Annotated in this window: 10 protein-coding genes and 2 pseudogenes; 6 read left to right on the forward strand and 6 right to left on the reverse strand. The window is 68.3% G+C overall.

Annotated features, from left to right (window positions below):
- From RTM68_RS12700 to RTM68_RS12715, 4 genes and pseudogenes are all read left to right on the forward strand, one after another.
- Nucleotides 1-188 (forward strand): annotated as a pseudogene (locus RTM68_RS12700) (DUF1992 domain-containing protein); the annotation flags it as partial.
- 49 nt (nucleotides 189-237) lie between these two features.
- Nucleotides 238-2,202: a M13-type metalloendopeptidase gene (locus RTM68_RS12705; RefSeq protein WP_312171445.1), complete on the forward strand. Its 1,965-nt coding sequence runs from the start codon at nucleotides 238-240 to the stop codon at nucleotides 2,200-2,202.
- 179 nt (nucleotides 2,203-2,381) lie between these two features.
- Entirely contained in the window at nucleotides 2,382-3,305 is a 924-nt protein-coding gene (locus RTM68_RS12710; protein WP_312171447.1) for a serine hydrolase, read from the forward strand.
- A 103-nt stretch (nucleotides 3,306-3,408) separates the two neighbouring features.
- A complete protein-coding gene (locus RTM68_RS12715; RefSeq protein WP_312171449.1) occupies nucleotides 3,409-3,894 on the forward strand; it encodes a hypothetical protein in 486 nt (161 codons plus the stop codon).
- Between the two features lie 19 nt (nucleotides 3,895-3,913).
- On the opposite strand, the gene RTM68_RS12720 is transcribed toward RTM68_RS12715, so the two are convergent.
- Together RTM68_RS12720 and RTM68_RS12725 are read right to left on the reverse strand one after the other, a co-directional pair.
- Nucleotides 3,914-5,356: an MFS transporter gene (locus tag RTM68_RS12720; RefSeq protein ID WP_312171452.1), complete on the reverse strand. Its 1,443-nt coding sequence runs from the start codon at nucleotides 5,354-5,356 to the stop codon at nucleotides 3,914-3,916.
- A gap of 65 nt (nucleotides 5,357-5,421) precedes the next feature.
- On the reverse strand, nucleotides 5,422-6,885 hold the full coding sequence (locus RTM68_RS12725; protein WP_312171454.1) for a peptide MFS transporter: 1,464 nt from the start codon (nucleotides 6,883-6,885) through the stop codon (nucleotides 5,422-5,424).
- Nucleotides 6,886-6,976: 91 nt separating this feature from the next.
- Here RTM68_RS12725 and RTM68_RS12730 point away from each other — a divergent pair, with 91 nt between their 5' ends.
- Together RTM68_RS12730 and RTM68_RS12735 are read left to right on the forward strand one after the other, a co-directional pair.
- Complete coding sequence (locus RTM68_RS12730) at nucleotides 6,977-7,666, forward strand: GNAT family N-acetyltransferase (protein ID WP_312171456.1); 690 nt, start codon at nucleotides 6,977-6,979, stop codon at nucleotides 7,664-7,666.
- A gap of 114 nt (nucleotides 7,667-7,780) precedes the next feature.
- Nucleotides 7,781-9,166 carry a glycine--tRNA ligase gene (locus RTM68_RS12735; RefSeq protein WP_194762440.1) on the forward strand — a complete coding sequence of 462 codons (1,386 nt, stop codon included), beginning with the start codon at nucleotides 7,781-7,783 and terminating at the stop codon, nucleotides 9,164-9,166.
- Nucleotides 9,167-9,225: 59 nt separating this feature from the next.
- Here the strand turns inward: RTM68_RS12735 and RTM68_RS12740 are convergent, their stop codons facing one another.
- From RTM68_RS12740 to RTM68_RS12755, 4 genes and pseudogenes are all read right to left on the reverse strand, one after another.
- Nucleotides 9,226-9,651 carry a DUF1801 domain-containing protein gene (locus RTM68_RS12740; RefSeq protein WP_312171460.1) on the reverse strand — a complete coding sequence of 142 codons (426 nt, stop codon included), beginning with the start codon at nucleotides 9,649-9,651 and terminating at the stop codon, nucleotides 9,226-9,228.
- On the reverse strand, nucleotides 9,648-10,220 hold the full coding sequence (locus RTM68_RS12745) for an HhH-GPD-type base excision DNA repair protein (RefSeq protein WP_312171462.1): 573 nt from the start codon (nucleotides 10,218-10,220) through the stop codon (nucleotides 9,648-9,650). Before RTM68_RS12745 ends, RTM68_RS12740 begins: the two co-directional genes overlap by 4 nt.
- A 37-nt stretch (nucleotides 10,221-10,257) precedes the next feature.
- Nucleotides 10,258-10,635 carry a hypothetical protein gene (locus RTM68_RS12750; RefSeq protein WP_312171464.1) on the reverse strand — a complete coding sequence of 126 codons (378 nt, stop codon included), beginning with the start codon at nucleotides 10,633-10,635 and terminating at the stop codon, nucleotides 10,258-10,260.
- A 145-nt stretch (nucleotides 10,636-10,780) separates the two neighbouring features.
- Nucleotides 10,781-10,989: pseudogene (locus RTM68_RS12755) on the reverse strand (glutamyl-tRNA reductase); the annotation flags it as partial.

Here is a 10,989-nt window from a genome sequence, read left to right on the forward strand (position 1 = left end):
ACTTCAACCGACGCGTCATCGAGGCCCGGCGGCAGCTGCAGGGAGGCCCTCCTGTGGTCACGGATCCACGTGACATCGATGCCGAGGTCGCCGCGTGGGGCGAGCGTCGTGCGGCGCGGCTCGCCGCACGCGCCGCTGCGGTGCCGGAGCAGTCGCGGCGTCGCTTCGGTCTGCGCCGCAAGGCCTGACCTCCGCGGGATCCTGACCGAATGTCGGAGCGACGCATAGGCTGGTCGCATGACTGACGTGCTTCCCTCCGGCCTTGAGACCTCCGAGTTCAGCTCCGACATCCGTCCGCAGGACGATCTCTATCGTCACGTCAACGGCGCATGGCTCGCGCGCACCGAGATCCCGGGCGACAAGGCCCGCTGGGGATCGTTCCACCTGCTCGCCGAACAGGCCGAGAAAGACGTCCGCGCGATCATCGAGGAGTCGCAGGATGCCGAGAGCGGCACCCTCGCCCGCAAGATCGGCGACCTGTTCGCCAGCTTCATGGACACCGAGCGCATCGCCGCCGCCGGCGTCACACCGCTCGCAGAGACGCTCGCCGAGATCGACGCGATCGACAGCGTCCCGGCATTCCTCCGCACCGTCGGGGCCTACGACCGCGACGGCCGCGCCCACCTGATCGGCTTCTACGTCGACGGCGATCCCGGCAACCCCGAGCGCTACCTGCCCGTCATCGTGCAGTCGGGTCTGTCGCTGCCCGACGAGAGCTACTTCCGCCTCGACACCTTCGCCGAGACGCGTGCGGCGTACCGTGCGCACCTCGAGCGCCTGCTGACCCTCGCCGAGATCCCTGACGCGGTCGCGACCGCCGACCGCGCGATCGCCCTCGAGACCGAGCTGGCCGGCCACCACTGGGACAACGTGCGCAGCCGCGACGCGGTCGCCACCTACAACCTGAAGACCTGGGCAAAGATCCAGCAGCTCGCCGGCGTCGACCTCGAACCGTGGCGCGAAGCGGTCGCCCCCGCGCACCCCGAGGCGTTCGCCGAGATCGTCGTCTCGCAGCCGAGCTTCCTCGAAGGGCTCGGCTCGCTGCTCGTCGCCGAGCGTCTCGACGACTGGAAGGCATGGCTGCGCGCGCAGGTCGTGCACGCGGCGGCGCCGTACCTCACCGACGACTTCGTGCAGGAGAACTTCTCGTTCTACGGCACCGAACTCACCGGCGTCCCGTCGATCCGCGAGCGCTGGAAGCGCGGTGTCTCGGTCACCGAGAGTGCGCTGAGCGAGGCGATCGGCAAGGTCTACGTCGAGCGCCACTACCCGCCGACGGCGAAGGCCGCGATGGACGAGCTCGTCGCGAACCTCATCGAGGCCTACCGTCGCAGCATCACCGACCTCGAGTGGATGACTGCCGAGACGCGCGAGCGAGCCCTCGCGAAGCTCGGCTCGTTCACCCCCAAGATCGGCCACCCCACGGTCTGGCGCGACTACTCGACGCTCGAGATCGACCGCGACGATCTGTTCGGCAACGTGCGCCGCGCGGCGATCTTCGAGCACGACCGCAACGTCGCGAAGGTCGGCAGGCCGATCGATCGTGACGAGTGGCACATGCCTCCGCAGATGGTCAACGCGTACTACAACCCGTCGATGAACGAGATCGTCTTCCCCGCGGCGATCCTGCAGTACCCGTTCTTCGACGTCTCGCGTGATGCCGCCGCGAACTACGGTGGAATCGGCGCGGTCATCGGTCACGAGATCGGTCATGGCTTCGACGACCAGGGCAGTCGCTACGACGGTGCCGGCAAGCTCGAGGACTGGTGGACGGATGCCGACCGCTCGGCGTTCGAGGAGCGCACGAAGGCTCTCATCGCCCAGTACGACGAGCTCGTGCCCGAAGGGCTCGACGCCGCGCACCACGTCAACGGTGCCCTCACGATCGGTGAGAACATCGGCGACCTCGGTGGTCTCGGCATCGCGTTGAAGGCCTACGAGCTCTCGCTCGACGGCGCAGAGGCTCCGGTCGTCGACGGATACACGGGCGTGCAGCGCCTGCTGCTGTCGTGGGCTCAGGTGTGGCAGCAGAAGAGTCGCGACGCCGAGACGCTGCGTCTGCTCACGATCGACCCGCACTCGCCCAACGAGTTCCGCTGCAACCAGATCGTCCGCAACATCGATGCGTTCTACGAGGCGTTCGGCGTCAGCGAGTCCGACGCGCTCTGGCTGCCGCGGGAGTCGCGCGTCACGATCTGGTGACCCGTTCGTCGTGATCGACCGCCTGGGAGGGGGAGCCCTACGGCTTCCGAAATGACGATCCGTTGACCGTATACCGGAGTGCATAGGGCATCCTCACCTGGCGGGGTTACGATATCCGTGCTGCGGCGGATGGACCTCGCGGCATCCCGCCAATCCCCTCCCCCTTTTAAGGATCACGCGTGGGCGCTTCCGAGCCTGTCGATGGGCCGCCTCTGGCCTCGCTGCGCCGCTCTCAGCGGACGAGCCGACGGCTGCCGCGCCGTGCGGCTGCCGGGCGTCGGTCGTTCACCGCGGCGACGCGAGCGCTGGAACAGCTCGTCGAGTCGGGTGCTCAGGTGTCGGTGCATGTGGTCGACCTCGACACTCATGTGCACGTGCTGTCCGGAGACGACCACGTCACGATGCCGGTCGGCGGACTCGGAGTCGTGCCTCTGCTCATCGAGGTCGCGGCCGGCTTCGCATCGGGTTCTCTCGACCCGCTCGAGATCGTCGAGCGCAGCACCGTCGCCCCGGTCTCGACGGCCGGTGTGTGGCGGCATCTGCACGCACCGGCTCTGCCGCTCGAAGACCTCGCGGTCCTCGCGGCGACGTCAGGCGACCCGATCGCGATCAACGCACTGCTGCAGAAGGTCGGTCACGACCGCGTCCGCGAACGGATCGAGGACCTGGGTCTGCGTCGCACAGCGCTGCTCGACCGGTTCCGCGACGAGCGGGGTCCGGATGACGCCCCGCAGGTCGCGGTGGGGTCTGCCCGAGAACTCGCGGGGCTGTTCTCGGCCCTCGTGAACTCGCAGGTGGTCGATGCGCCGGTCAGCGCCCAGGTGTCGGAATGGCTGAGCCTGAATCAGGACCTCAGTCTCGTCGCGGCCGCCACGGGACTCGACCCCTTCGCACACGACCACGACGCGCACGGCCTGCTCTTCATCAACAAGACCGGCCGCGATCGTGGCGTGCGAGCCGAGGCGGGCGTGCTCGCGGGGCCGAGGGCAGGCGTCGCGTACTCGCTGATCGTCTGCTTCGACGACCTGTCGATCACGCATCGTCTGCGCGCCCACGACGCGTTCCGCGTGCTGGGCGTCGAGCTCATGGAGTACACGCACTGAGCGAACCGCTGCCGAGCGAGCCACGACCGAGCAAGCCACGGCCGAGCGCGCCACGATCGAGCTCGCCACGATGCAGTGCGCCGACGATCGGTAGCATCGTGTGATGCCCCGCCCCGACTGGACCCCGCATCGACGCGATGACCGCGAGCTGCTCGGATGGATCCATCCCGACGGCGACGGCTGGGTGGCCGTCGACGTGCTCGGTCGCCCGGCATCCGGTCGCACGGAGTGGCTCGACGCGGAGGCCGCTCTCGAGGCGCGAGGCATCGCGTGGCTCGCCGACTCGTGGATTCTCGAGGGCGACGAGGGCGACGAGGGCGACGAGGGCGACCAGGGCGACGAGGGCGACGAGGGCGACCAGGGCCACCAGGGCCACCAGGGCCACCAGGGTGACGGGAGCAGACCGCTGCGCGTGCGCATCCTCGAGGTCACTCCCGATGACGACGGTGTTCCCGGGCGCATCGTCGTGAAGGTCGACGACTTCGGTGACGTCACCCGACCGCCGGTGCAGCAGATCGTGCTCGACTGGCCGATTCCCGATCGGCTGCGTCAGCCGCTGCCGACGGATCCCGATCCGCGGGTGATCTGACCCGAGGTCGCACCCGGGGTCATCCGGGCAGCGACGGGTGCTGCTCGGCAGACCGCTGCCGGGGGATGAACAGCGACAGCACCAGGGCGACGATGCCCGCCGCGATGGCGAGCCAGAAGCACAGATCGAACGCTGCGCGCGTGGGCACCGAGACCCCGCCCACGTCGACGCTCATCGCCGCGAGCACGCCGCCCATCACGGCGGATGCGCTCGAGGTTCCGACCGATCGGAAGAGGGCGTTGAGCCCGTTCGAGGCGCCGGTCTCGTTCGCCGGCACCGAGCGCATGATGATCATCGGCATGGCGGCGAACGTGAAGCCGATGCCGACGCCGATCAGCAGGTTGCCGACCAGGATGTGCCAGACCTCGGTCGACCACAGCAGTACGAAGACGTAGGCGAGCACGATCGCCCCCGCCCCGACCGTGAAGAGCGGGCGAGGGCCGACCGTGCGCTCGAGGAAGCCGGACAGCGGCGAGATGACCATCATCACGAGGCCCGCGGGCATGATGATGAGCGAGGCCGTGACCATGTCGAGTCCGAAGCCGGCGCCGGCGGACACGGGCCCCTCGAGCAGCTGCGGGAACGTCACGTTCGAGGCGAACAAGGCGAAGCCCATCCCGATCGCGGCGATGTTCGTGAAGAGCACGGCGGGGCGGGCCGCGACGCGCAGGTCGAGCAGGGGGTCCTTCGTGCGCAGCTGGTACCAGCCCCAGACCAGCAGCACACCCACCCCGCCGATGATGCAGGTGAGGGTCAGCGGTGCCGTCCACCCCCACTCGGCTCCGCGAGAGACGAACAACAGGATGCCGGTGAGTCCGATCGCGAGGCCGATCGCGCCCAGCACGTCGAGGCGGCCCGGGAAGCGCAGGACGTCTTCGGGAACGGCGGCGAGCACGAGCAGCAGCCCGGCGACGCCGAGACCGGCCGCGAGCCAGAAGAGCCAGTGCCAGTCGGCGTTCTCGGCGAGCAGGGCGGCGACCGGCATCCCGATCGCGCCGCCCACGCCCATCGTGGCGCTCATCAGCGCCACGGCCGTGCCGAGCCGCTCGGGCGGCAGCACGTCTCGCATGATCGCGATGCCGAGCGGAACGACTCCCGTCACCGCGCCCTGGAGGGCGCGTCCGATGATCACCCCGACGATCGATCCCGAAAGCGCCGCGATGACCGACCCCACGATGAGCAGTGACAGCAGCACGATCACGACGCGACGTTTGCCGTACATGTCGCCGAGGCGTCCCGAGATCGGGGTGGCGACCGCGGCGACCAGCAGGGTGATGGTGACCACCCAGGTGGTGTCCTCGCGCGAGGCGTTCAGCAGCCGAGGCAGCTCCGCCTGCAGGGGGACCACGAGTGTGAACATGAACGACGAGCAGAGCCCGGCGAAGGCGAGCACCGCCACGGTCGCCCAGCGGGGGACTTTTCGGGAGAGCCTTCGTCGTGCGCGATCGTCGTTCTCTCCCATCGCTTCAGGCTATCGGCGATCCGGACACCCGGGCCTCGTCGCGATCCTGCACGAGGCGCCCTCGGTCAGCTCACACCCTTCATGAGCCGCAGGACGGGCTTCGCCGACAGCAGCAGGCCGACGCCGACCACGATCGCGATGCCGCCGAGGATCGAGAAGTACGGCACCTCGTTCTTCGGGTCGTAGAACTGCACGAGCCACCCCGAGATCGCCGTGCCCAGCGCCACGGACAGGAAGAAGAGCGCGACCATCTGCGTGTGGAAGACCCGTGGTGCGAGCTTCGTCGTGACCGAGAGCCCGACCGGCGAGATCAGCAGCTCGGCGAGCGTGAACACCAGCAGGATGCCGACGATCGCGAGGAGCGGCGTCGAGTTGGCGGCGCCGTTGGCGAAGGGCAGGAACAGCAGGAAGGCGGCGCCCATGATCATCGCTCCGAGCGCGAACTTCACCGGCGTCGACGGCTGGCGCTTTCCGAGACGCGTCCAGATCGCGGCGAAGACTCCCGACAGGATGATGATGAAGACCGGGTTGATCGACTGCACCCACGAGATCGGCATCTCGAAGCCGAACAGATCGCGGTTCAGCCGCTCGTCGGAGTACACGGTGAGCACGGTGAACTGCTGCTGGTAGAGCGACCAGAAGGCGACGCTCGTGATGAACAGCGGCAGGAAGCCCCACACCCGAGAGCGCTCGGTGCCGTCGATGCGGCGACTCGTGAGGATGACCGCGAAGTAGGCGATCGACGCGACGATCGTGGCGATGATGACGATGGTCGAGAGGTTGTCGGCCGTGATGACCCCGACCAGCACGAGCACGGCGATGAGAACGACGGCGGCGATCGCGATGCCCACCACGAGCGGATAGCGCGACGCGGGGAGCGGGTTCGGCACGGCCCGCGCCTCGTCGGGGAGTCCGCGACGGCCGAAGGCGTACTGCACCAGGCCGAGCGTCATTCCTATGGCGGCGAGTCCGAAGCCGAAGTGGAACCCGAGCGTGGACTGCAGGATGCCGGTGAGGATCGGGCCGAGGAAGGCGCCGAGATTGATTCCCAGGTAGAACAGCGAGAACCCGGCATCGCGCCGCGTGTCCTCAGGGCTGTAGAGGGTGCCGACGACCGCTGTCGCGTTCGCCTTGAGCCCGCCCGAGCCGAGCGCCACCAGGACGAGACCGACACCGACACCGAGGAAGCCGGGCAACAGTGCGAGGGCGACGTGGCCGGCGACGATGACGATCGCGCTGAGGAACAGCACCCGTTCCGATCCGAGAATCCGGTCGGCGATCCACGCGCCGAGGATCGTCGAGAGGTAGACCGATCCGCCGTACGCGCCGACGATTCCACCCGCGACCGCCTGCGAGAGGCCGAGCCCGCCCTCGGTCACGGAGAAGTACAGGTAGATCAGCAGGATGCCCTGCATGCCGTAGAAGCTGAACCGCTCCCACATCTCTACGCCGAAGACGTGGACGAGTGCCCAGGGCTGCCCGAAGAACCGGGTGTCGGACTTCTCGGCTGTGGTGTCGCTGGATGCCATCCCTCCACGGTACGCCCCGTCAGCGCACGGATCCCAGCCCGATCGCGTCGCGCGATTCCGAAATCCTGCGCGGGAGGGGCAGACTGGGGTCGTGCGAACCATCCGTGATCTCGACACCGTTGAACTCATCATCGACGCGCAGAGCCTGCTGGACTCGATCCGCGGCCCCGAGCGCGTCATCGACGCCGGAACCCTGCGCGCGCTGCAGCAGTCGGGCAACTACGTCGTCGGCCTCTTCGATGCCGAGGAGGGGGAGGAGCGCATGGTCGGCGCCTCGATCGCCTTCTTCGGCGCTCCGGCCCGGCGGGCGATGCACTCCCACATCACCGCGCTGCTGCCCGAGTACCGCGGTCGCGGATGGGGCCGTGAGCTCAAGGAGCACCAGCGGCAGTGGGCCTTCTCGCGCGATGTCGGCCGCATCAGCTGGACCTTCGACCCTCTCGTCGCCCGGAACGCGCACTTCTTCCTGACGGTGCTCGGTGCACGCGCGACCGGATACTCCGTCAACCGCTATGGCATCTTCGGCGGCGGCGACGCCGGAGACGAGAGCGATCGGCTCGACGTGGAGTGGGCACTCGCCGACATCGCCAAGCAGCCGGCATCCGAGTCCGTCGTCGAGACGCTCGAGATCCCGACCGACATCGAGGAGATGAGGGTCTCCGACCCGGATGCCGCGCACGAGTGGCGCCTGCGCCTGCGTGCGCAGATGGAGGGACTGCTCGGCAGCGGTCTCACCCTGTCGGGGTTCGACGTCGAGAGGGGCTACCTCTTCTCGGCCTGAGCATCTCGAGGCTCGAGAGTGTCGAGGTCTGCGAGTTGCGCTGCATCACGCGCGGATAAGATTGACGTGCCCGTGATCACGGGTCATCTCCCGCAGCCGACCATTGGAGCCACCGTGGCCGAACAGTCCCGTCTCGACAAGGTCATCGCCCTTGCCCGCCACCGCGGGTTCGTCTTCCAGGCGGGTGAGATCTACGGCGGTTCGAGGTCGGCGTGGGACTACGGGCCCCTCGGCACGGAGCTCAAGGAGAACATCCGCCGCCAGTGGTGGCAGACGTTCGTGCGCGGCCGCGGCGACATGGTGGGCCTGGACTCGAGCATCATCCTGCCCAAGCGCGTGTGGGAGGCCTCGGGCCACGTCGCCACCTTCACCGACCCGCTGGTCGAGTGCCTGAGCTGTCACAAGCGCTTCCGTGCCGACAACCTCATCGAGGACTTCGAGGCGCGCAAGGGACGCAAGGCCGAGAACGGCCTCGCCGACGTGCCCTGCCCCAACTGCGGAACCAAGGGCCAGTACACCGAGCCCAAGTCGTTCTCGGGCCTCGTGAAGACCTACCTCGGCGTCGTCGACGACGAGTCGGGCCTGCACTTCCTGCGCCCCGAGACCGCGCAGGGCATCTTCGTGAACTTCTCGAACGTGCTCACCGCCAGCCGCAAGAAGCCGCCGTTCGGCATCGGCCAGGTCGGCAAGGCGTTCCGCAACGAGATCACCCCCGGTAACTTCATCTTCCGCACCCGCGAGTTCGAGCAGATGGAGATCGAGTTCTTCACGCCGCCCGCCGAGGCGCAGGAGTGGTTCGACCACTGGGTCGAGGCCTGCTGGAACTGGTTCATCGACCTCGGCATCGACCCCGAGAACATGCGCCAGTTCGACGTGCCCGAAGACGACCGCGCGCACTACTCCGCCGGCACGATCGACGTCGAGTACCGCTTCGGCTTCACGGGCAAGGAGTGGGGCGAGCTCATGGGCGTCGCGAACCGCACCGACTACGATCTGTCGAGCCACAGCGAGGCGTCGGGACAGAGCCTGACGTACTTCGACCAGGCCACGGGCGACCGCTACACGCCGTACGTCATCGAGCCGTCGTTCGGTCTCACCCGCGCCATGATGGCGTTCCTCGTCGACGCGTATCGCGAAGAGGAGGTGCCGAACGCCAAGGGCGGCACCGACGTGCGCACCGTGCTGAAGCTCGACCCGCGCCTGGCTCCGGTCAAGGCCGCCGTGCTGCCGCTGAGTCGCAACGAGCGCCTGTCGCCCCTCGCCCGCGAGGTCGCCGACACGCTGCGCAGCTCGTGGGCCGTCGACTTCGACGACGCGGGCGCGATCGGTCGCCGCTACCGTCGCCAGGACGAGATCGGCACGCCGTTCTGCGTCACGATCGATTTCGACTCGCTCGACGACCGCGCCGTCACCGTGCGTGACCGCGACACGATGGCGCAGGAGCGCGTCTCGATCGACGAGCTGCACGAGTACCTCGCGGAGCGCCTCAAGGGCGCCTGACGTCCATGGATGCTCCGGGGGGAGGCGTTCACGAGGAGCGGCACGCGGCGACGCTCGCCTCAGCCCGTGACAGTCAGCTGCACCTGATCCGTGCCGCCCGCTTCGACCCACGCGAGTGATCGCTCGAGGATGCCGCGGAGCACGCCGAGATCGATCTGCTCGAGGTCCTTGATGTACAGGCATCCGACGCCGGTCGTGTGCGGGCCGAGATCCTGGAGCGCCGCGCTGTGGGCATCGACGCCGTCGAACAGGTAGATCGTGGTCGCCGCCTTGCGGGGAGCGAAGCCGAGCAGGCCGCTGTCGCCCTCGGTGCCCGTCGGGTACCGGTAGTGACAGCTGCCGAAACCGATGATCGTGCCCCAGGTCTGCGGTTCGCGCCCCGTGACCTCCTGCATCAGCGCGGTCAGCGTCTCGGCATCCCGACGGCGCACGGCGGGCGTGGCGCGGGCGATCAGGCCGGCGACGTCATCGCCGGTGGGCTTCATGCCTTCGCCTTCGCCGCGGCCTTCATGGCCTTCTTGTGCTCACGAACCTTGGTCAGGGACTCGGGGGAGACGATGTCGGCGACGCTGCGGTACGAGCCCTCGACGCCGTAGTCGCCGGCGGCCTCACGCCAGCCGGCACCGGTGAATCCATACTGCTTGCCCAGCAGCGCGAGGAAGATCTTCGCCTTCTGCTCGCCGAATCCGGGCAGAGCCTTGAGGCGCTTGAGCACTTCGGCGCCCGACGGGTCGCCCTCGGTCCAGATCGCCGAGGCGTCGCCACCCCACTGATCGACGAGCTCCTGGCAGAGCGTCTGCACGCGAGCCGCCATGGAACCGGGGAATCTGTGGACGGCGGGGGTCTCCTTGAAAGCGGTGAGGAACTCGTCGGGATCCATGCCGGCGATGGCGGTCGCGTCGGAAGCGCCGGTGCGCTGTTCGATCTTGAGCGGACCTGCGAAGGCGGTCTCCATCGGGACCTGCTGGTCGAGCAACATCCCGACGAGCAGTGCGAGCGGGTTGTCGGTCAGGAGGGCGTCGGCGGCGGTGTCTCCGGTGATATGAAGGGCCATGCATCCAGTCTGTCACCCGCATGCCTGCCCCGAGAGGTCAGATCCTCTGCAGCTTCGGCAGCGGACCCTCGAGGCGGGCGATCGAGACGCGGACATCGGCGATGTCCGCCTTGAGCTCGGTCTTGACTCCGGCGATCTCTTCTTTGAGTTCGGTGCGGAGGTTGGCGATGTCGGTCTTGAGCTCGGTGCGGAGGTCGGCGATCTCGACTCTCACGGCGGCGATGTCGCCCTTCAGCTCCGTCTTGAGGTCTGTGATCTGCGTCTCGACCGTCGTGAACCGGTCATCGATCCTGTCGAATCGGATCTCGAGCCCCCGGGACTGCCGAGCGAGCATCCGAGAGACCCCGCCGAGCACTGTGGCGGTGAAGGCGAAGAGGGCGATGATGATGCCGATCACATTCGGGTCCACGAGCATGCTCCCAGTCTGCGACGCGCGTCGGACGCTGTCATGGGTTCGACGATATGAAGCAGGGATGATGCGTGGGGTGAGGCGTCGTCCGAGATCGCGAGTTCGGGGGACGAGCCCTCGACGACGTCTTCTGTGCAGAGAGGGTGACGCCTCAGGCGGTCGCTGCGGTGTCCGCGTCGGAGGACTGCGCGGGCTCGGCAGGTGCGATGCCGTAGAGGGTCGCGAGCGCCGCGGCGAACTCATCCGCCTGCCCGGTCGCGGCGAGCTCATGCGCGCGCGTCGTCGGCGTGTGAAGCAGCACGCCGGTCAGGTGTCGCAGCGCCTGCTCCACCTTGCCGTCTTCGTCGCCCCGAGCGCGCG

Origin of the sequence: Microbacterium sp. (assembly GCF_031988965.1) — a bacterium.
GTDB lineage: Bacteria > Actinomycetota > Actinomycetes > Actinomycetales > Microbacteriaceae > Microbacterium.

Coding starts and splice junctions, on each gene's coding strand:
- RTM68_RS12750 (WP_312171464.1), bottom strand. CDS start 10,635: ATGCTCGTGGACCCGAATGTGATCGGCATCATCATCGCCCTCTTCGCC.
- RTM68_RS12720 (WP_312171452.1), bottom strand. CDS start 5,356: ATGGGAGAGAACGACGATCGCGCACGACGAAGGCTCTCCCGAAAAGTC.
- RTM68_RS12705 (WP_312171445.1), top strand. CDS start 238: ATGACTGACGTGCTTCCCTCCGGCCTTGAGACCTCCGAGTTCAGCTCC.
- RTM68_RS12745 (WP_312171462.1), bottom strand. CDS start 10,220: ATGGCCCTTCATATCACCGGAGACACCGCCGCCGACGCCCTCCTGACC.
- RTM68_RS12715 (WP_312171449.1), top strand. CDS start 3,409: ATGCCCCGCCCCGACTGGACCCCGCATCGACGCGATGACCGCGAGCTG.
- RTM68_RS12725 (WP_312171454.1), bottom strand. CDS start 6,885: ATGGCATCCAGCGACACCACAGCCGAGAAGTCCGACACCCGGTTCTTC.
- RTM68_RS12740 (WP_312171460.1), bottom strand. CDS start 9,651: ATGAAGCCCACCGGCGATGACGTCGCCGGCCTGATCGCCCGCGCCACG.